This is a genomic window from Bradyrhizobium sp. 41S5, from assembly GCF_011516665.3.
GTDB lineage: Bacteria > Pseudomonadota > Alphaproteobacteria > Rhizobiales > Xanthobacteraceae > Bradyrhizobium > Bradyrhizobium quebecense.
Map to the genome: position 1 here is coordinate 4,654,170 of NZ_CP083721.1, position 20,265 is coordinate 4,674,434.

Sequence of the window (20,265 nt, forward strand, 5' to 3'; positions counted from 1 at the left end):
TTCAGGCAGTGGCGGCTTTGTGGAAGTTGAAGGGCAGCAGGTCTGTAATATCGGCGTCGCCGGCGCGCTGAGGCAATTCGGTGAGGACGTGGCGCAACCACGCTAACGGCTCGACACGTGAGGCGCGGCAGGTCAGCATCAGGCTATAGACGACGGCACTGGCCTTGGCTCCGTCCACGGTATCGCTGAACAACCAACTCTTCCTGCCAGTTGCAAAAACCCTGATGTCGCGCTCCAGAAGATTGTTGTCAATCGGCATGCTGCCGTCCCCGGTGTAGCGCGTCAGATATTCCCATTGGTTTCGGGTGTAGGATACGGCGTCGCCGAGCTTGCTGTCAGGCAAGACCTTCGGGGCCATGTCATCGAGCCATACTTTGAGAGCATTGAGGATGGGGACACTATGTTGCTGGCGGAAGCGGCGAATGCAGTAGGCCTGTGTTTCACCCTTCTCCGGTATTCCGTCCCACGCCCGCCTTTCAACCCGGTAGAGCTGTTCAAAGAACCGCAGCGCTTGCTCGGGCGGACCGCCGCCCTTCTTCCTGGCTTTGAGGGCATCGACAAAGCGCCGCCGGGAGTGGGCCATGCATCCAATGTGGGTGGCCCCTTCCAGCGTGCGCCATGCGGTATAGCCGTCACTCATTACAATGCCACGGTAATCGCCGAGGAAGGCTTGCGGGTGGATTTGGCCGCGGCCCGGCTGATAATCCAGAAGAACGATCGGCTCGTGGCTGCCCTTGCCGCTGCGATAAGCCCACATGTACGATGTGCTGGTGGCCCGTTTGTCCTTCTCCTTGAGGACCTGAACCGTTGTCTCGTCGCCATGGATGAGAGGTTGTGATCTGAGCCGCAGCTTCAGGGCGTCGTAGATGCGATGCAGATGCTTCTCGCTCGAGCCAATCACCCAGTGGCCCAAAGCGCCGCGGCTGACAGGAACACCTGCACGTTCGAAGGCCTGCGCCAGGCGGTAGAGCGGCGTGCCATCGACATATTTGTGAACCAGCGCGAACGCCAGCGTCGAGGGCGTGGCAACGCTGCCCGGCAATGGTTGCGGCGGCATCGGCGCGGTCACGACAGGGGCGTGGATCCCGGTGCGATCGCAATGGCGGCACGCATATTTGAAGCGCACATTCTGTAAAACCTTCGCCTTCACCTCGATATGAAGTTGCTCGGTGACAGCCTCGCCCATGCGATGCATCTGGCCACGGCAGCAAGGACACGCCTTCTGATCGTCGGACAGGTCATACTCGACGCGCTCACGAGGTAGGTTCCCCGGCAGCGGCTTGCGGCCGCGCTTCTTTCCCATTGTGTTTTCGACGGGTGGCAAGCCCGTGTCCGGAAGTTCGGCGATATTGTTCGTTTCACTGCCGGCGTCCTCCTCATCGGAGGCCTGCTCGGCTTCATTGAAGAGACGATCAACATGCTTTTCGCTGCGCGGCGCAAAACGATGCAGGCGTGCCAGCGCCAGTTCTTCCTCGAGCTTGGCGACGCGGTCGGCGAGTTGATGGTTCTCCGCCTGCAGCGCAGCAATGCGTGCCAACAGCACTTCAACACTCGGATCGCCGGTTCGATTCATCGAATTCTTGAATCTGAACCGTACCGACGCGTCAACCGCTCAACTCGAGAGCTCAGCCGGCAACCTGATATTGCCGCACCGGATGGCGGACCATCGCATCGATATCGATGCCGTCAAGGATCCAGTGCAATTGCTCCGTCGTCAGCGTGACGATCGCCTCCTGGCGGCGCGGCCATCGGAACCTGTCTTCGGTCAGCCGCTTCAGGACCAGTACAAAGCCGGACCGATCGAAGAACAGAAGCTTCATCCGGTCGCAACGGCGATTGCAGAACGCAAAAACCGCCGGAGTGAATGGATCGAGCGCCATCGTCTCCTGGACCAGGACCGCAAGGCTGTTGATGCCAGCCCGGAAGTCGATCGGCTCACGGTGCAGATAGACCTGCAGGTCATCGCCCAGTCTAAACATCGCCCAGCGCTCCGATGATCGCCGTCAATGCATCCACATCGCCGCATTCCAGCGCGAGCTTCACGCCATTCGGCAGCGACACGCTCACTTTGGCCGGAGAACAAAAAGCTGGAGTCCCTTTGGGTTCCGAACCACGCACTTCATCGTAAGCCGGCAAATCAACCGTCGCCACGCTGTCTTTTCGCGACAGGTCCCGCTCGGACTTCCCCTCAAGCTGAACCGGGATGAACGCCGGGCGTGAGGACGGCGGCAGCGACCTGGTCGCGCTGTGCTTCTTGATCCACTTCCGAAGGAGGTTCGCGTTGACCCCATGTTCGAGTGCAAGCCTCGATACCGAAACCCCAGGCTCAAGGCAGGCCGCGACAAGACGCTCTTTCGATGCCGCCTCGTAGCGCCGGCGACCGTTCCGGCCGACAAGCCTGACCCGCAGTTTCTGATCATCGTCGCTCATCACAAGGTGTCCACCTATTTTGGTGGACACCTCATGCATCAGGACTCTCAAAAGCAAAAGGTGCGGAGAAATTCGCGCTTACGGCCGGTCGCCTATCATATCCGGACTGATACGGAGAGCGTCCAGAAACGCAAAAAAGCTCGGCCATCCCTCTCGGGACAGCCGGGCAAAGTTGAGGTTCGGGTCGTAGTCCGGGATGCCGCGGATAGCTTCGCGACACTCCTTGGTCACCGTCGCAACTTGGAGGGCAACGACGGATCCATCACGGCGCGGGCATGCACCGGATCAGTTTTCCTCATGATGAAATGGATGCGAGGATAAAGCACATCGCCACCACCAACAGGCCGGTGAAGGCAACTCCGAACCCCATATTGGTCTCATCGACCGACTTCGCGATATTCACCATCACGAACCCAGCAAGCACCGCGACGACGCCGGCCCCGGCGGCGATTGTGACGATTCGGTCCATGTTGCCGCCTATGGGATGTGGGAAAGCGTGACGGCGATCGCGGCCGCTACGATGGTGGTGAATATCCAGACCCTCCTGCCCCAGCGGTCGGGTGCGAAGACCCGAATGACGCAGGCCACGCCGAGGATCTGGACAAGGGCGGTGACCAGCAGCACCGGGCTGTGCAGCATGGAATCGGCATCCATGCCGCTGTTGTCGAGGTGGCGCCAATACCAGATCCAGATCCGGGAAGCGGCCTCGGGCGCAAAGGTGACCAGCAACGATATCGCGGCCTGAAGGCGGACGCGCTTGACGCCGTTCTCCACGATCTCGCGGACCATGTAGACGCCGAACATGAAGCAGGCAAAGATAAGCAGAAACGCCAGCGTACCGTTAGCTCCCTCCAGAAACTTTAGCATTTCAATTCCCTTGCCTATGTCCGAACGACCGCATGTCATGAACGAGTTGCGCAATTTCGTCGTGCCGGGGCGATGTGTGCGCGGACTCGCTCGACGAACGCGAAAGGCTTACTGCTTCACGAAGCCTACCCTGCGCCTGGCTGATCTCTCGATCGGCGGTATCGAGGCGGCGCATTGTGGCGTTGTGGTCATGCAATGCATTTTCGACTGATGCCTTTTCGATTTCCTCGTCATCGAACGGCCGAATGAAGTGGTGTCGAATGATGTAAATCTGGCGCAACATTTTCCGGTAGAGGCTCATCGCGGCCTCCGCAAAAGGGCCCCATCAATTTTTGACGCGATACTATCTATCTTCACCTTCAATTCATTGGCCGCGGCCGCCGCCGCTGCGCTGCTATCCCTCGAGACCGTCACGGAGCCGGTGAGCACTCGGACGGCTTCAGCGTGAGCGGCAAATGCGCTGATCAGGTCCTTCAACTTCTCGATGTTGTTGCCGTGGTAGAATTCTATGCGCTGGTTCACCATCTCGAACGCTGTGGCCTGCACCTTGATGGCTTCGGCGAGCGCTTCCGTGACGCGGTTTCGCTCCTCGGTCGCTTCCGCGACCTTGGTCAGCGCCGCATTGTTGGCCTCGACCAACTTGCTGAATGTGGCGAGCTCCGTCTTCCGCTCCGCGTGTAGCCGGTTGTTGATCCGGAAGAGGACGACGAGGCCAGTGACGAGCGCTGCGATCGTGCTCAGAAGCACGGTAATGACGGCGCCGGCAAAGCCCATGCCGGCGAGCGTTTGGGTCACGATCTCCGGCGTGCCGGCGGCGCCCATCATCGCTTCCCCGCATTCTTGTGCCGAGCGCAGGCGCGGGCGACGTCGCGGTCACCGATCGCCTGCACGGCGACCGCGGCGAGCGCGCTATTCGGCGCCGCTCTCATTTCGGCGGCAACCTGCTTCTGGAAGTCCTGGGACCAGGCCCGAACCGGCGGACAAACAACCGCGGGCGCCTGATCTGGCATGATGCAAGTAAGCTGGACCGCGATGAAGGCCCAGCCGGTGCAGGTGAAGGTCAAGCTGAGCCCTCCTCGAGCCGCTTGATGGCGTCGTCGACAGACTTAGGGGCGTTCGTTCGCGCCTCGAGCTCGGCCTGTTGCGCATCAATCGTGGCATTCTGCTGTTGGACGGTGGCCTGAGCCGCGCCGAGATCCTTGGCGTTTTGGTCGGCCCGCTGCCGCGCCAAGAAGTCGTTCAGCGAGCTCCCGAAGGCGCTGAAGAACGCCTCCAGGAGCGGCTGCAGAGCGGTCAGGACGGCGGCTAACGTTGCCCCGCTGAACATGAAGCCCCCTTACGTTTTGGAGACGCTCGAGACCGCGGCGGTGACGTTCGGGACGGCATCCGGCGCAAGGTTCAGGCGGGCGATGATCTTCTCAGCGATGGCGTCCGGGCCACCCATCCAGGAGGTCAACCAATCCGGCGAGTGGTCAAGGACGTACTGCAGAGCCTGTGCCAGCACCTGGTTATGCACGTCGACGGTCAGTGCCTTATCCTTCGTGGCGTCCTTCACCATGTTGATGGCGTAGTCGATCCCCTTCGAGATGAGCTGATCGGCGCGCATGGAGACGATGACGGCGTAGATCTGCGCGGGGAGCTTCCGGAGCAGCCAGGTCACGAAGGCGAGGATCAGCGTTCCGATGGCGCTGGCCCACTGCGAGATCGCGGCTCCATATGCCCACGTCACCTTGGTGGTGTCGCTGGTTGCCTGAGCGACGGTCTCGGGAGCCGTGGCATCGGCCGCGAAGGCAACGTCGATCGCAAGGGATGCGCCGACAAGCACAGCAAATACGAGCGCGAACGGCCGCACACTCCGCGGCAGGACGATGGCGGCCAGCACCAAGCCGAGCAGCACGACGATCAGGGTGCCGGTCGGATCGAAGGCTTGCCCCACGGCAGCGAAGGGCGACTTGGAGCCTGCCAGCGCCAGGCTCGGCGCAAGCAAAAGCGGCGCGGCAAAAGCCGCGCTGTAGATGCGGTTCATTTTTCACCTTTTTGGATGTGGAAATGCGCGAGGTCCGTCGCGCGGCGGGCTATGCGACCTCAAACGGATCAGCGAGATCCGTCAGGCCTCATTCGTGGACACGCGGCCGTCACTGCGAACGACCGGAAGATGATTGAAGCCGATCTGGCTGGCCGGCGGCGACGGCACATCCTTCGGCCACCAAAAGCCCTGGTTGAGGCGCGACGTCGCGAAGGGCTCGATATTGACGGCGTCCGACTGGTTGCCACCGAGCCCCATGACGTTACCATGCTGATCTTTGCCGACCACGACCGTGATGTGTCCACCGCCGGTCCGCTTCATCGGAGCGAAGGCGCCGACCGCCGGACCGGCAAGCTTCATGGCCGGCCAGTTGCCGGCGAAATCCAGCGCCCACAGCGTCTTGGTGCCCTTGAGGCCAACTTTGGTCAGGATGTGGTTGGCGAAGAGAGCGCACCATGGGATCGAGTCATGGGTGTACTCAGCCGCGATGTCGCCGCCCTCGTCCTTTGCCCAATCAATGATGACCGGGTTGTCCTTCGAACCAGTCCCCTCCTTCGTTCCGATCAGCTTGATGCCGGCTTCGAGCCAAAGCGGTCGGCCGATCTCCTTCGCTGGAGCCGGAACGGGAGCCCTCCCCGCTACTGCCAAATCGAGCGCCGCGCCGGTGAGCGGCCCGACCTCGCCATCGACATAGAGCCCGGCGCGCTTCTGGAACGTCTCGACCGCCGTATCGGTCGCCGGACCAAACCAACCCGTGCCGGTAAGAGCATATCCGACGGATTTCAGCGCGAGTTGGACCTGTTTGACAGCGTCGCCCGATGCGCCCATGCGCAAGGGTTTCGCCGCCACGAGGGCTGCGATCGTCATCCCAGTTCTCCTTTGCTCATGAAAAAAGCCGCTCGGAAGCGGCCTCGGTGGAGCGGCTAGTCAGCCGGCCTAGACGAGCGCATTCGCTCGTCTCAGCAAATTGTCGACCTGCTGATCCGTCAGGCTTATCGTCGTGATCATGTGTTGAACCAAAGGATCAGCCCGCCGGATCTCGGTCGCGAGATCCCACTCCTCCTGGACATTTGCGTCCGCCGCAATCGCGGCCTTGACCGCCGCCCATGTGCCGAGCTCGTCGAAAGCTCGTTTCAGGCCGAGCTTGGTGCAGGAGGCCGGCACCGGCGCCGGCGGATTCAAAAACGCCATGACAGCCGGGTCGTCATCCGCGATCTGCTCGGTCACGATCGGCGCCGGCTGCTGACAGGCGAACCATCCAACGATGGCGCCATCGCTGTTTCGTACTACAAATCCCATGCTGCCCTCTCCTATTCGAACGGATCGTACCAACCGCGCGTAACGAGCCGAAATGTCGTGTTTGCAGCAGACGACCGCGCTGCAACCTGTCGTGCGGTGTCCGTCCAAACGCGGACTTCGGTCATGTTGCCGCTGGTTGCAGTTGATGCCTCAACACCAGTGCCGCCGGTACCGTAGCCCGGCGCGTTGTCGACCAGAGCGGTGTCGTGAACCCACCAGACCGTATTCTGCACTGCGTTCCAGGCGATAACCGTCAGAATTGCTTGCACTTGCACGCCGGGCGGAATGCTGCCCAGTGCGAATGTTTGCAGCGTCGTTCCGATTGTGGTGTTGACGTCAAAGGAACTTCCGGTCCACCAAAACTCTTTGCCGCGCTGAAGGATCGGTATGAAAGTGCTGGATGCCGTTGACCACCAAACCGCACCGATGCGCCTGCAAAGCGTGTAACCAGATGGAAGCGTCGGCGTCGTCGCACTCAATGAAATGAGAATATCGGTGTTGCCGCTACCGACTGGATTCCTGATTACGAATACATGATAGAAGCCGGCCGCGATTGTTCCGGTGTCCAAAGCACCGTTGCCGTTGCCAGTGCTCCAAGCGGCAGACGTCTTCGCGATCGACGCGCTAAGCGCAATCATATCGAGTTGATTGCGATCACACGCTACACCGGGAGACACGATGAAACTTGCAACACCGCTCGCCGTGATTTTCAATCCTGCCAAATTTCCCAGCAGCAATGCAGGAATACCGAGATTGACCACCGCAACCGGCTTGTTTGTCAGCTCGGCAAGATTGAGGCTCGACGTCAGGTCGCCCGCGCCGGGTTGCCCGACGTGATTGAAATTCCAGTCACTGAACGTGCCGACGCCGTTCACCTTGTCGACCGTCATCGTGATGATCTGCGCAAGGGGATCGTAGAGACAAACGCCCTCCATCCAATTGGTCGGCGAGGCATTCGACGATGCGCGCAGCCGGACGCCGTTCTGATACGAAAACCCTGTGACCGCCGAGAACACTTTCGTTCCCGTGCCGATCAGCAGCGCCGTCGCGCTCGTTGCCTCCGTTGCACTCTGACCGATAAGCAGCCATTTGCCGGCCGCCAGGTCTGTTGCGAAGCTTCCTGACAGATGCGCGACGATGCACAGATAGATGTTCTTGTTAATCGGATGCACGACGACCGACGCAGGCGGTGCGGCAACGTAATTCGTAGCCGTTGCCCAACTCGTTGTGTTGCTCCACGGCACTGCGCCGGTATCACCCTTGTCGCCCTTGGCCGCCAGCACCTGCCAGTATGTCCCATCCGGAGCGGGATGGCCGGATCCTGGCGTCGGGTTGATCCAAACATATGACGTGCCGGCCGTCGTCTGGACATCGCCCACGGCATAGGTCGCAGCGTTGTCGTAGACACCTCGAAAGTTGAACCCCCTGTAGATCCCAAGGTAGGACCACGCGCCGCCGGCATGGAACCACATCTTTCCGGTTGAAGGCTGCAGCGCGTACTGACCGTCCGAACCGAGCGAGGGATCAGGTACGGTGAGTGATGCGTCCACAAACCAAAAGAAACCCGACGTGTTGAGCGCCGCGACCAGCGTCGAAACGTCAGCCATCGCCTGCGCGCCGGCAATGCGCTGCGACGATACTTTCCAGATCACATAGGCGACACCGGCCTGCGCGCCACCGCCCCAAGGTGGAATGACGAGGTTCGTCGGGTCGGTGACGTCAGCGATGATCGTCTGAAAGTTGCCGATCTGCAGGATATCGCCAGGCCGAACATTGGTCTCGGACCAGATCGCCCCGACTCCCGTGACTGTCGTTCCGTTTGCCGCGACCGAGATCGTTCCTGTCGAGTAGCTCGAGAGCGCCGTCATTGGCTACGGTCCTTCCTGCAAAAAGATGCGAGACGTCAGCGGCGGCGCTGCGGTCGCGTCAGCTTCGGCCTGGATCGCCTCGAGCTCCGCGACTGTCTTGGCCGCGCGCGTCCGAACGACGAATGAGCGCCGCTTGTTTTCTTTGGACATGAGCTCGTCCGGCTTGGCGAGGATCGTTTGCGCCAGCGCCTGCGGCGTGACGCCCTCGACCACCGCCGCCGCCGTGAACTCGGCCGATGGCTCGCCCCCTGCAGCAACCGCGGCAGCCAGCGCCCGCTTGCGATCGTGCGCGATGTCGTGACCGTCGACCATGTAACGCTCGTTGACGAGCGCCTCGACGCGCTTCCGCTTGACCTCGATTACACTCACCCTCATGGCGCGATCGCCTCGACGTCCAGCCTCTTGAGGCGATATGGATGCGCCGGCGCGATAAAAATCGCGTAGCTGCCGGGATGATCGACCGAGAACTCGAGCTTTCCGTCGGTCACATGCTCGAAATGCACCATCGCACCGTCGAACGCGACCGTCGCATCGAACTCCGCCGGCGAAACGGTCAGCTCGAGCAGATCCTCGCCGTCCGCCTTGACCGACCGGACCTCGCCGGAGATCTCGACGTCGAGCTTCGGCACAACCTGGCCGTCCCTCACCCAGGCGTCCGCGATATCGACCTCGCCGTCATAGAGAATGTGCGGGATGCCCATCTCCGCATACCTCTCGGAGAGTGCATCCATCCCCATCTCGACCTGGAGCGTGACAGCCGTAATGAGGCCATTGTCATCGTGGCGGACGATCACCTTCGGCCTGCTGGCGGCTGCGGGCTCCTCCACAGCTGCCGGCTCTCCGTCGGACACGGGCGCCTGCCCGTCGCCGCCGGCCGGCATATACCCGGCGACGGCCCATGCCCCGTCGAGCATTACCCCCGTCATCCCGCAATCCTCCTGAAAAGCGCGTAGTAGAGCCGCCCGACCGCGTTGCCGAATTTGAACCGGAACTGCAGCGACGAGGTCGTGACCTGCGCATAAACCCAATAGTCGGAGTTGTTGCCCCGAAAGTTGGTAAAGCCCAGATACTGGCTCCCAGGCGCGAGCGTGATGTTTGTGTCCGTGTAGGCCGCTAGGAACGGCACAGCATCGAGCGTCGACGGAAAGAGAAACGTCGCGACGGAATTCTGCGAGCTATCCAGAGTCCCCGACGCATAGAACTGATGCCCCGACCAACGCGAATCGAAAACCATCTGGTCGATGTTCGCCGCGGTCACGTCGACGCCTGGCAGGCTCACGCTCATAGCGGCGCCGGCGCCGGACTGGATCAAGACACGCTTGACCATCAGAGACCGAGGCTGCGGTGGAAGATCATGTAATCCACGTAGAAATTGTAAGTATCGCTCTGGTTGTTGAGCGTGATCTTATCGTTCATGAACCTCAGGCCCATGCCGACCTCATAGGTCAGCACGCCGCCGATCGTGAGATCGTGTCCAGCCATGCCCTGATTGTAAGGGTACGCGACCACTCCGCTGTCGATGTACGCCTCAAACCAGACGTAGGGCGTCTTGGTGAACGTGGCCGGATACGGGATGCTCTGGTCGCCGCTGCCGATAGGCAGATAGATCGACCCCGACATGACGATCTGGTCATTCTTGGTTTCCGCCCGCAGCAGGAAGTCGGAGTTGCTCGACGTCGCGAGCACGTCGACGCCCGGCCGTGACAGCCACACGCCATAGGCACCAAGGAACGAATTGTAGCCCGCGTGAAAGCGCCGGGTCATCTCACCAGACCTGCCACGCGATATAGTAAAGATTGACGCCCGTCCCCATGATGCGCGAGCGCCGATATCGCCAGTCGTCAGAAATCAAAAACCCATCCGTGTACAGAATCGGCACCCAGCTCGAGCGCTGGTAAGCAATGCTCGAATTCGCATCCCGGCAAACCATCGCTTTTGAGTACAACGCAACGCCAGCTGACGGGATGCTATAGGCGACGATGTCGACGGCCGGCGGATGCGGATAAGTCGTCGAGTAAAAGACCTTGCCGCTGCCAAACACGTTGCTCGGAAACAGGCCGACCTCGAGCGGCCGCCCCTGGTTCAAACGCGAATCCAGCGACAAATATTTGTAGTCGACGGCCGGCGGGTTTTCGGCGTCATAGCCCGGCTTGGAAACCGTGACGCGATCCGCGGCGATATAGATGCGCTTGGTCACGAGTCGGAAATCGTGATGGTGCCGCCGGTCAGGTTTATGACCATCAGGCCCGAAGTGCTTTGGATAACGCCGGCAGTCACCGTCCCGATGTTGGCCGTGATCGCGCTCAACACGCCAATGTTCATCATGCGGGCCGTGAGGACGCCGTCCAAAAACAGATTCCCCGTGATCCCGATCGAGGCGACGCCGCTAATTGTGCCGACGGTGAAGACAGGCTTCGGCGCTCCGCCATTGTAACCCGGCAGCTGGATCTGAAACTTATCCGCGACGACCGTGAAGGAAGATACGCCGGACCCGCCGTTGACCAGCTGAATTCCGGAGATATAGCCGTTCACGTTGAGCGTCAGTGACCATGCCGCGGCGGCATATCCGTCGAGTTGGGCGATCGCCGTCGACTGCTCGGTGATCGAGGCATTTACGTCGCCGAACTGGGCTGTGACTGACGTGCTGAGATCCGCCACCGCTTGCTGCGCGTCAACGGCAACGGTCTGGACCGTCGCGATCTGCGCGAATGCTGCTCCGACGCGGGCCGAAAGTTCGGAGCGCAGCGACTTCTTGTCCAGCCAGTTGCGAGCATCCTGATTTGCGACCGTCGCGTTGATCAGTTGGAGGGCTGCATTGATCTCGTTGTTGTTCTGATCGGTGACGTCCGCAACTTGCTTCTTCAGGGCTTCATTGAACGACTCGAGCGTGACCAAGCCTGGCGACAGCTTGACCGTTGGCGCGTCGAGCGCGACGGTCGAATACGCGCCACGCATGGTCGCGTTGACGGCCTGCACGCGCAGCGTGGCGGCCGCCAAGCTGACGATCACGTCGAATTGGTTTTCAGCACCCTCGTAGACCTGGGTCCAATTCTTGCCGTCGTCGTAGGAGATGCCGGCAACGTAGTAGATGGCGCCTTCGGTCGGGAACCAGCTGGCGAACAGCCTCGGCTCGGCGGTGCCTTGGCTGATGTAGGCATTCAGACCGTAAACCAGCGGCACCTTGGCATTCGACGGGTACTGCGGGCTCGGCAGTATAGGCGGAGAGCCAAGATCGGTTGCGTGGACCCGCTCGTCGTCAATCACCAGGCTCAGCGAGCAGGTATCGCCATTCGGCGTGCCATTCAGGACGAGACAGAGCCGTGACGAGCTTTCGCCGGTACCGAGTTCAAAGGAAGGCGGCTCTCCGCCATCCTCGCGCGCCAGGACTGCTGCGAGCGTGGTGGATTGCGACGATTGTGCAGCCGCCAAGCTGGTCGGGTCGAGGTTCGCGATCGCGGCGTTGGCGCCCTGAGTGCACAAGATGGGGCCGAAGAACTTGCCATTCGGCCGGCGCAGCCGAATATAGAACGGCCCGCTATCCCATTTGGGTGCCGGATCGAGCGTCAAGGCGTTGCCGGCAACGCCAACCACCGCACCACCATAACCATAGGCCTGCGGCAGTTCGGACTGCACCCGGATCACGGAGCCGAGCGTGATCGCCCCCTCGTACTCGACGCCGATCGTGACGTTCTCGCGGCGGTAGAAGGACTGAAGATAGGTGAAGCCGCACTCGCGGAAAGCCTGCTGACGATTGACGACGCCGTCGAGACGGATGGTGGTAGCATTGAGCGAGGTGAAGGTGTCGCCGTTCGGCGGATACTGGACCTGCGCCGCCTGCCAAGTGTTCTCGTCGACATATTCGAGGATGACCGCGTCCGGGTCTTCCTCGCCGAGCATCGTGAAATCGATCGCGGTCGAGTCTCGCACGATCTCGCGGTCGGTCAGCAGCATTGTCGGGACGTCGCGCCATTCGTCGCGGACGATCGAGACAGTGTCTCCCAGCCAGAAATGCTTCGCTCTTGCGACGGCCAGGATCTTGTCGAAGGCGTCCGGTACCGCGACGGCGGAGTCGAAGCGGAAATCGAACGTATCGCCGCGGCTTGTGCAGCCCGCCGCGAAGTTCACGACGGAATTGAAATCGACCTTCGAGATGCCCAGTCCCGACCCGTACTGGGTATTGGTTACGGAATCGAAGAACGCCCAGCCCGGGCTCCGCGTCGCCTGCGATACAAAGGCCGCCCCGTTCCAAACCGGCAGCACTCGCGTGGCCAGCACGCCGAATTTGTAGGAACCCTGCGTCGACTGTGACGCCTTGATCCGGATTGCGATCGTCGAGACGTCCGGAAACGCGTTGCTGCCCTTGAGGAATGAGCGCAAGCCGGCCCAAATCACGGAGTTGGAGCCGCCGGTACCAGCGAGTTCGGCATCTTCGCGCCGGAAGCGGACCAAGTATCGGCCCGGAAAGACGTCGACCTTCACGCTGTTGCGGACCGGCGCTTGGGAAGCGTACTGAAACGACGTCGAGAACAGCGGGTTAAATGGCCCGGTTTGAACGCCGGCATCATCGCAGGTGGCGTATTCGGCCGTCAGCCCGACGTTCGAAAACCCAATCGAATTGTCCTTGCCATTGATGGTGAAGCAGCCGGCCGGGAACGCGAAGTCGACAGCGATCGACTGGGACAACGTGCCGGCCGGGTTGGCGACGAACGGCCCCACCCAGGCGCCGGGCGTCCTGGCCGACGGGGGCAACGGCGCGCCCATGGCATCGTATTGACCGCCAGATGTGCCCGAACCGGACGGCAGCTGCTGGCCGGTGACTTCGGTCGACTGGTCGACGTTGGTCGGGAACAGCGTGACCGTAGCGCCCGGCGCGTAGAACGCGACCTGCGCGCCGGCAAACGCCGCCGAGACGCCGTTGACCGGATCCCAGAAGACCGTGTCTTCGACGTAGATCTTCTCGTAGGACATACTGCCCATCGAGACCGACAGCAGCAGGTTGAGGTATTGATCGTTGCCGACGAATTCGGCCCACGGTGTCGCAGCGAAGTCCGGGAAGGCCTTCAAGCGGCCGTACCAAACCGGCAGCGGCTGCCCCAGCTTCGCGACGTTGCCCTGTGCCGTCACCGAGTAGATCTGGTCCGGCGTCGCGCTCGGCGAATTGGTCGCTCCGGCCTTCGGCAGGATCAGCGCGTTGACGAGCAGCGTGCCGCCGATCGCGAGACCGGCACCAAGCGCCGTGGCGCCGAAGCTGCCGGCGGTGAGACCGAACAGACCGACAGGCGCCCACAAGGCGAACGCCGAGACAGCAACCAGCGCCACGATGCCAATGACCTGCTTGACGGCGTTGCCGCCCTGCCCGCCCCCACGCGGGAAGCTGAGAAACCGGACCTGGTCTGCGGAACTGATCCGGCGACGGCGCCATTCCTTCCGCAGCACCGCCTCGCCGTTGATCTCGAGGATGGTCGGCAGCCCCTTCGCGAACTGCCAGCCATAGGTGCGATCACGCCACGCCCAGTTCGTCCGGCGCAGAAACGACGTCACGGTCTCGCGCGGGCGCGGCTCAGCGCGCGCAACCTCGAGCCCCGGCATCACGAGATGCAGGGCGGGATGGCGGGGGGCAGCGCGCTCACGCCGGCGGCGATCACGCGGCCGCGGCGCCGGTGCGCGTGGCGCCCGTGCTGGTTTCAACGATCCATGCATGTCAGTTCGGCTCGAAAAACCGGAGTTTCTTCCAACCCATTTGACGCAGGGCCAGAACAGTTTCGCAGGCGACACCCTGCTTCTCGTCACAGTGGATGACCCGCTGCTCGGACTTCAGCCAGACGCCGATGTGCGCCGGCGTGCGGAGATGCGCCATCAGGACCAGCGCACCATCCGCGGCAACGACGAGACCGCCGGGCCCCTCCGGCACCTCGCGCCAGAAGCCCCGTTCCGGATGCCCCTCAAAGGACTCGAGCACCCAGCGCTTCGAGAAGTCGTTCGGTACCGGGACGCGCGGAAGGTCGCGCCCGAACATTTCCTTCTCGACGTGACAGACGAAGTCCCAGCAATTGCGGGTCTGCCAGGCCCATGGTTCGCCAATGAGCGGGGCCAAAAACTCGGAACGCTTCATCACGGCAATAGGCTCGGGAATTGGACGTAGTCGTAGTTCTTCGTGAGGCGTGGAAACCGCTTGTTCTGCAGGTTCTTCACCATCACGGTGCCGGTGATCGAGGTGCCAACCACCTTCACGTTGCGGAGCTCAAACTCGACGGCGCCGTATGACGGTTGGGTGAGATCCGTCGCGAGATATTCTCGGTACAGGACCGAGATGTATTCGCGGTAGCCCAGCGCCGCACGGATCTTCGGCAGCAAATCGCGGTTGACGTTGTCGATCTTGATGTTGGTCTGCGGCGGTTGGCCTTGCCGCTGTTCCGGATATGTCGACTCGAACGGGCAAGCGATGAACGTCGCTGTCTCGCCGGGATTGCGCGGACCGGACAATTCGATCCCGAAAGTCATGTCATCGCCGACATTTGCGACGACACGCGCCGGAACATCGAATGAGGACTGCCAGATCTCGAGCGTGTGATAGACGCGCGCGCTCGGCGGGCAAGACGCGTATGCCTCGAGCAGGGCTTCGCTGTGGCTCGCCATCAGAGGTTAAACACCATCAGCGTCATGGACACAGCGACATACCTTGTCCCAACCGGGACGTAGGATGGCTTGCCGCCCTTAGCGAACTTGCACGTCTTCGAGACGTAGGACGATCCGAGCCAGATGCTCGCCGTGAACCGCCCGCTCCCGTTGCCGATCGTGTCGCGGACCCACGCCACGAAGACGTCATGTTCGGCAAGCGTCAGGTTGATCGTCTGCACAACGGTTCCGACATTGTCGCCAGGGCGCGGCCGCTCGCGGGTATTGCCGCCCTCCATGTCGGTCGCGATCGGATCAAGAAACCGCTTCGTGATCTGGAAGCCGCTCTTCTGCGGTCGATAATTGACCGCGGGCCAGGTTGGGAGAGCCATCGTTTAACTCCCGAAGCCGCGCTGACGGGATGAGATGGCCTGAGAGATCGGGCCATTCTTTGCGGCATCGTCGACCATCAGACCGGTTACGGCGTTCTTGAACACGATGTCCACCTGGCTGCCGTTGTTCGTCCGACTGACGCTGGTCTGCGGATCCGAACCCGACGGCGCGTTGTAGATGTTCACGACGACATTTCCCGATGCCGAGTTGTCGTTGGCGGCACCACCGAGGCCGCCGGCCGAGACGCCCAGGCGTCCGTCTGGACCGCGGCGCAGCGGCATCACCGCCTCCTCTCCAGCCTCTCCCATGAGGCCGGTACCGCCGTTGGCCATCGGAAACAGCGTCGGCCGCGTCACGACCCCGCCGCGGGCGAACGGGATGATGTTGCCGCGGGCGAAGGCGTTGCCCAGCGCGCTCGGCGCGACCGGGCCGAACAGGTTGCTGCCGGCGGTGCCAGGCGAGCCGAAACTGACGCCGGCGGAACCGAGGAGCGAACCGAAGTCGGCGCCGTCGCCCAGGCCACTGAACGAGCTCTGCAGGCTGCGCATCAGCGGGCCGACAACGAGCAGCTTGATGATCATTTCCTCGATCGCTCGGATCACAAGCTTCGAGGTGTCGCTGAAGGCCTGCCCGAAGCTCTTGGTCCCATCGAGCGCGTCCGTGATGCCGGTCACGAGATCGCTCGAAATGGTCGACGAGGCTTGACCGATCGCAGCGTTGGTGCGCAGCGCCTGAGCCTCGACCGATGCTAGCGCGGTGGCGACGTCGGGGTAAACCGACTTCAACTGCTGCGCGATCTGGACGTCATCCGGCGACAGCAGCGCGGTCTGGCGACCGAACCGGATGTCGTTCTGGATCTGCTTGAGCGCGTTCGCCTGCGCCGCGGCGCCGAGGGCCTTGGCCTGCGCGTCGATCGCCGCCTTGTCCTGGTCGGTCAGTTCCTTGTGGTTGCGGACGGCATCGGCGAGTGCCGTCATCTTCGCGGTGTATTCTGCAGCCGCGCCGGCGGACATGCCGATGGTGGCGGTCTGGATTGTGGTCGCGTCGACCTGCGCCTTGATCTGCAGCGATCCGTCGGCCTGCGCGCGCGCCAGCGCCAGCTGGTCCTGGATCTGCTTCGCCGTCAGGCCAGCCCCAGCCTCCTGAGCTCGCTGGAGCTCGAGGAACTTCTGCTTGACGCTGTCCGCTACGCCGGCCGACTGGCCCAAAGCCGACATCCGCGCCGACTGGACGCTGGAGGCAATATCGAGTTGGAGCGCCGACGTCGCGCGGCTGGTGTCTGTCGGCGAGGCGTTGATCTGAGCAGACTTCGCGCGGATCTGCTCGAGCCCTGCGGCTAGACGTTCCGCTGGACTCGCCGCGTTGCCCAGGAAGTCGACAAGCGCGTTCTTTGGGATTGCCGCCAGCGCGGCGCTTGTGGCGACGATCGACCGCTGAAGCTGATCCATGGACTGCCCGACCTTGGCGAGCTTCTGGTCGACGTCAGGGGCCGCGGCGAGGTCCTGCAACAGCTTCAGTTGATTTTGGAGATCCTGCGTCTGCGCGATCTGCGGCAGCGCGGTCCGGATCGCTTGCTGCTGAGCCAACGATTGCTGCGCGTTTCGGGCATCATCGGCCGCCGTCTTCTGGCGCTGGAGCGCGGCGGTGAGCTTCTCGATCTGCGCTTGGGCCGCGGCGATTGCAGCGGGGTCAGCAATAGCCCCGAGCATGCCCGTATCGGGGTCGACCGTCCGTCCTCCTGTTTTCTGCAGGAGATCAAGTTTGCGCTTTGCCGCATCCAACTGAGCATCGAGGCCCTGCAGCGGATTCAGGACGTTGTAGATGCTCTTGCCAATCGAATCCCACGCATTCGAGACGGCATTGCCAAGCGCCGTCCATGCGGACTTCGTTGTCGACACCGTCGCGGAAACGTCCAGCAGGCTCGTTTTGACCGCGTTCGCGAGTACCACCTGCGCCGCATAGACGTTGTTCTGCGCCACCAGGTTGGTGATGAGCTGCTTGGTGGCGCCGTCGAGAAAGCCGAGCCGCTGATTGAGGTCGTCCGCACCCTTGACCGGATCGGCGAAGGCGTCGGCCAGCATTTTGGCGGCTTCGGCGGCGTCCGTGCCGTAGACCGTCGCGATATCCTTGCCCATTTTGACGATGGGCAGGATGTTGTCGTTCGCGACCTTGCCAGTTTGCGCCAATGCCGTCGCGAGCTCACGCGCTTCGTTCACCGACAGCCCGGTCCGCGAGGCGCCAGCATCCGCAATGGAGTTGATGCTGCCCACGGTCGCACCGCTGGCCCGGCCCGCGCCCAGGAGCGACCGCTGGACCTCCGACTGCTTGCTCTGATACGAGATCAAGGCCGCGATGCCCAGGCCGACCGCGGCCGCGATACCGCCCCAAGCCACCCGGCTCACGCTCAGCAAGCCAAGGAACTTCGACCCGATCGTCGACGCGAAGTCGGAGATGCTCGCTTTCGAGGACTGGAAGATTTGGAATACCTGGCCACCCTGCTGCGCCAGGATCATGAACGGCGACTGCCCCAGTGCTAGGCCGGTCACGACGTCGTTCAGCTGGTAGGACAGGTTGACGAGCTCGCCCGACGCCACGCGCCCGGTCGAACTGGTGTTCTTCAGCTGCATCTGGACGTCAGTCAGCCGTTTCGCCAGCAAGACCTGCGCCTGCTCGTATTCGGAAGTCGAGATCACGCCGTCGTTCAACAGTTGCCGGTAGGCGGCTGTTTGCTTGCCGAGGTTGATCATCTCGGCCTGGAGAGGATTCAACTGGGCGCGCAACTGCTCCGCGGCCGCGACTGCCTTCTGTTCCGCGGCGGCCGCCTCGTCGAATTCGGCAGCCAACGCAGCGCCGGCGGCGTCGATTTCCATGAATGCGGCAGCCGATGCCCTCGCCGACTTCGTGACCTGGTCGAACCCGTAGGCCTGTGCGATCGCCTGCTGAGTGCTCTGCGCGACGTGCGCGGCCCGCGCCTGGTCAATTTGGTCGAGCCGCTGCATCTCGGCCGCCAGCGCCTCATAGGTCGCGCCGAGCGACGTCGCAGCCGCGCCGCCACCGCCCAGCGCCTCGGTGAGGCTGCGCTGGAAGTTGGCGCCGGCCTGCTGCGCCCGTTGCGTCGCGATTTCGTCCAATTGCCGCAGGTTCTGATCGAAGACGCTGGCGGAATCCTTGGCTGACTTCGCGGCGCCGGCGATCATCAGTTGATCCAGATCCTGCGAGAACGCCTTGCCGGCCTCTTCGGCCTGCGCGCGCGCGACACCAGCCAAGCCGCCATACTGCGCCATGAAGGCGTCTGCGCTCTCCTGTGCCGACTTCGTCGTGTCGCCACCGATGCCAAGTGTCGAGTTGATCGCGGCTTGGCTCTTCTGTGCTGCGGCGAGTTGCTCAATTGCAGCCGCCGCGCGCGTCGCGACCTCGGCGTGGACGGAATATTGCTCATTGAGCTGGGTAACGGCCCCGGAAATCGAGACGAAGCCCTTCTCGGCCAACGAAGCCGCATCAGCGGTGAGCCCAAACTTCTGGTAAGCCGCGTCGAGGAGCAGATTGACGCGATCCAGCCCCATCCCTCGGTCGGCGGCGTTGCCGATACGACGGATGATCGCCTCGAACTGGGCGCCGGCGCCGTAGCCGTCGAGGAGCGCCTTGCTGACCGACGTCATCCCGCCCGGGATCTTGGCCAGGGCGGCATCCGACTGCGCCAGTGCCGCATTGCGAGCCTTGTCGCTCGCAATCATCTTGTTGTCGGCGTCCACCTTCTGAGCGGCGCCCCGGACATAGCCCGAGGCGTCGAAATCAGACGTGACTCGCAGGGACGACAGCGCTACTCTCGCCATTTGCCTGCCCTCCCTCTCTCAATGCCTTGCGGTTTTCTTCGGCTTCCTTCTCCCGATCGGCCTCACGCTGAACATGCTCGAGATATTCCTCATCCATGGCGCTCACGAACGCCAAGAAAGTCTCGAACTCGACGCCACGAATGTCGTAGCGCCGCGCGTAGGTATCGATGGAAAGGAAGCTGATGGGTGACTGACCGCCCATGGCGCCGTATTGCCGATCGAACCGAAGGGCATGCCAGGCGCGCCAATACGTTTCAGCCCAGAACGGCAATACGGTATCGTCAGGCCGCTCCGCCTCTGCCGCAAACTCTACGGCGTCAGGATCTTCTTCGGCTAATTCGAGAAGCCAGTCATCAATGCCCTTCTGCTCGAACTCGTAGCGAAGGGCAGCCCTCAGTTTTTTACTTTGGCCGCAACGAATTCGGCCTCTTCGCGGCCAACCCGCATCGCCGCGCCGTAGATTGAGCCGCGGACATAGCGGTACTCGGGATCGGTCAGGATCTCGGTGGCCTTCGCCGGCGAGAACGGAATGTCCTGCTCATCGTCGTCGACCAGCCCCTCCCAGCCGAGCAGAAGGTGCTCGACAGCGAGACTGCCGTGGGTTTCGGCGAGAACGTCGTCGGGGACATTGTCGCCGTGCTTCCGGGCAAGCTTGGCGCTGATGGCGTCCCTGGCGATCTTGAAGGGAGCGTAATTCGTCGATCGAACGAACCAACGGATGGCGCCGGAGGTGTCGATATCGATCGCCGGCACCCAGTCGCCTTCTCGCTCCTTCTGGCTGTCGGCCCTCATTGAGGACAACTTCAACTTACGCACGGTCTTCTCGGGGGATTCAGTCATGATTTGGTGTCACCTTGGTGGACAAGGGAACCTGGCTGGCGCCAGGGGGTGAGACCGCACTTCACGAGGACACCAATCCTCTACCGGCACCAAC

At 62.4% G+C, this 20,265-nt stretch carries 25 protein-coding genes; all 25 read right to left on the reverse strand.

Annotation, left to right across the window (positions count from 1 at the left end; all coding sequences use genetic code 11):
* Position 1: 1 nt before the first annotated feature.
* Positions 2-1,573, reverse strand: a complete 1,572-nt coding sequence (tnpC, locus tag HAP47_RS22500) for an IS66 family transposase (RefSeq protein WP_166213725.1) — start codon at positions 1,571-1,573, stop codon at positions 2-4.
* Between the two features lie 52 nt (positions 1,574-1,625).
* Positions 1,626-1,979 carry an IS66 family insertion sequence element accessory protein TnpB gene (tnpB, locus tag HAP47_RS22505; protein ID WP_166073804.1) on the reverse strand — a complete coding sequence of 118 codons (354 nt, stop codon included), beginning with the start codon at positions 1,977-1,979 and terminating at the stop codon, positions 1,626-1,628.
* On the reverse strand, positions 1,972-2,430 hold the full coding sequence (tnpA, locus tag HAP47_RS22510) for an IS66-like element accessory protein TnpA (RefSeq protein ID WP_166073826.1): 459 nt from the start codon (positions 2,428-2,430) through the stop codon (positions 1,972-1,974). Before tnpA ends, tnpB begins: the two co-directional genes overlap by 8 nt.
* Positions 2,431-2,725: 295 nt before the next feature.
* Positions 2,726-2,899 carry a hypothetical protein gene (locus HAP47_RS22515; RefSeq protein WP_173642734.1) on the reverse strand — a complete coding sequence of 58 codons (174 nt, stop codon included), beginning with the start codon at positions 2,897-2,899 and terminating at the stop codon, positions 2,726-2,728.
* An 8-nt stretch (positions 2,900-2,907) separates the two neighbouring features.
* Complete coding sequence (locus tag HAP47_RS22520; RefSeq protein WP_173642733.1) at positions 2,908-3,297, reverse strand: hypothetical protein; 390 nt, start codon at positions 3,295-3,297, stop codon at positions 2,908-2,910.
* 1 nt (position 3,298) lies between these two features.
* The gene (locus HAP47_RS22525) at positions 3,299-3,598 is read right to left on the reverse strand and encodes a hypothetical protein (RefSeq protein WP_173642732.1); all 300 of its coding nucleotides are present in this window, start codon (positions 3,596-3,598) and stop codon (positions 3,299-3,301) included.
* Positions 3,595-4,122, reverse strand: coding sequence for a hypothetical protein (locus HAP47_RS22530; RefSeq protein ID WP_231168338.1), 528 nt, complete (start codon positions 4,120-4,122; stop codon positions 3,595-3,597). Before HAP47_RS22530 ends, HAP47_RS22525 begins: the two co-directional genes overlap by 4 nt.
* On the reverse strand, positions 4,119-4,361 hold the full coding sequence (locus HAP47_RS22535) for a hypothetical protein (protein ID WP_173642730.1): 243 nt from the start codon (positions 4,359-4,361) through the stop codon (positions 4,119-4,121). Before HAP47_RS22535 ends, HAP47_RS22530 begins: the two co-directional genes overlap by 4 nt.
* Positions 4,358-4,624: a hypothetical protein gene (locus HAP47_RS22540; protein ID WP_173642729.1), complete on the reverse strand. Its 267-nt coding sequence runs from the start codon at positions 4,622-4,624 to the stop codon at positions 4,358-4,360. Before HAP47_RS22540 ends, HAP47_RS22535 begins: the two co-directional genes overlap by 4 nt.
* A 9-nt stretch (positions 4,625-4,633) precedes the next feature.
* On the reverse strand, positions 4,634-5,323 hold the full coding sequence (locus HAP47_RS22545; protein WP_173642728.1) for a hypothetical protein: 690 nt from the start codon (positions 5,321-5,323) through the stop codon (positions 4,634-4,636).
* Positions 5,324-5,404: 81 nt separating this feature from the next.
* The gene (locus HAP47_RS22550) at positions 5,405-6,190 is read right to left on the reverse strand and encodes an NlpC/P60 family protein (protein WP_173642727.1); all 786 of its coding nucleotides are present in this window, start codon (positions 6,188-6,190) and stop codon (positions 5,405-5,407) included.
* Between the two features lie 69 nt (positions 6,191-6,259).
* Complete coding sequence (locus tag HAP47_RS22555) at positions 6,260-6,550, reverse strand: hypothetical protein (RefSeq protein ID WP_173642726.1); 291 nt, start codon at positions 6,548-6,550, stop codon at positions 6,260-6,262.
* A gap of 83 nt (positions 6,551-6,633) precedes the next feature.
* Complete coding sequence (locus HAP47_RS22560; protein ID WP_173642725.1) at positions 6,634-8,490, reverse strand: hypothetical protein; 1,857 nt, start codon at positions 8,488-8,490, stop codon at positions 6,634-6,636.
* 3 nt (positions 8,491-8,493) lie between these two features.
* A complete protein-coding gene (locus HAP47_RS22565) occupies positions 8,494-8,865 on the reverse strand; it encodes a hypothetical protein (protein WP_173642724.1) in 372 nt (123 codons plus the stop codon).
* Entirely contained in the window at positions 8,862-9,416 is a 555-nt protein-coding gene (locus tag HAP47_RS22570) for a hypothetical protein (protein WP_173642723.1), read from the reverse strand. Before HAP47_RS22570 ends, HAP47_RS22565 begins: the two co-directional genes overlap by 4 nt.
* On the reverse strand, positions 9,413-9,817 hold the full coding sequence (locus HAP47_RS22575; protein WP_173642722.1) for a hypothetical protein: 405 nt from the start codon (positions 9,815-9,817) through the stop codon (positions 9,413-9,415). The genes HAP47_RS22570 and HAP47_RS22575 overlap by 4 nt, the downstream gene beginning before the upstream one ends.
* A complete protein-coding gene (locus HAP47_RS22580) occupies positions 9,817-10,254 on the reverse strand; it encodes a hypothetical protein (protein ID WP_173642721.1) in 438 nt (145 codons plus the stop codon). Before HAP47_RS22580 ends, HAP47_RS22575 begins: the two co-directional genes overlap by 1 nt.
* Position 10,255: 1 nt before the next feature.
* Positions 10,256-10,687 (reverse strand): hypothetical protein, encoded by a 432-nt coding sequence (locus tag HAP47_RS22585; RefSeq protein ID WP_173642720.1) that lies wholly within the window; start codon positions 10,685-10,687, stop codon positions 10,256-10,258.
* Complete coding sequence (locus HAP47_RS22590; protein WP_173642719.1) at positions 10,684-14,079, reverse strand: host specificity factor TipJ family phage tail protein; 3,396 nt, start codon at positions 14,077-14,079, stop codon at positions 10,684-10,686. Before HAP47_RS22590 ends, HAP47_RS22585 begins: the two co-directional genes overlap by 4 nt.
* A 112-nt stretch (positions 14,080-14,191) precedes the next feature.
* Positions 14,192-14,605: a hypothetical protein gene (locus HAP47_RS22595; RefSeq protein WP_173642718.1), complete on the reverse strand. Its 414-nt coding sequence runs from the start codon at positions 14,603-14,605 to the stop codon at positions 14,192-14,194.
* Complete coding sequence (locus HAP47_RS22600) at positions 14,602-15,126, reverse strand: DUF1833 family protein (RefSeq protein ID WP_173642717.1); 525 nt, start codon at positions 15,124-15,126, stop codon at positions 14,602-14,604. Before HAP47_RS22600 ends, HAP47_RS22595 begins: the two co-directional genes overlap by 4 nt.
* Complete coding sequence (locus HAP47_RS22605) at positions 15,126-15,497, reverse strand: hypothetical protein (RefSeq protein ID WP_173642716.1); 372 nt, start codon at positions 15,495-15,497, stop codon at positions 15,126-15,128. The genes HAP47_RS22600 and HAP47_RS22605 overlap by 1 nt, the downstream gene beginning before the upstream one ends.
* 3 nt (positions 15,498-15,500) lie before the next feature.
* The gene (locus HAP47_RS41620; protein WP_173642715.1) at positions 15,501-19,331 is read right to left on the reverse strand and encodes a phage tail length tape measure family protein; all 3,831 of its coding nucleotides are present in this window, start codon (positions 19,329-19,331) and stop codon (positions 15,501-15,503) included.
* Positions 19,291-19,602: a phage tail assembly chaperone gene (locus HAP47_RS22620; protein WP_173642714.1), complete on the reverse strand. Its 312-nt coding sequence runs from the start codon at positions 19,600-19,602 to the stop codon at positions 19,291-19,293. The genes HAP47_RS41620 and HAP47_RS22620 overlap by 41 nt, the downstream gene beginning before the upstream one ends.
* Before the next feature lie 122 nt (positions 19,603-19,724).
* The gene (locus HAP47_RS22625) at positions 19,725-20,171 is read right to left on the reverse strand and encodes a hypothetical protein (RefSeq protein ID WP_173642713.1); all 447 of its coding nucleotides are present in this window, start codon (positions 20,169-20,171) and stop codon (positions 19,725-19,727) included.
* Between the last annotated feature and the right edge of the window lie 94 nt (positions 20,172-20,265).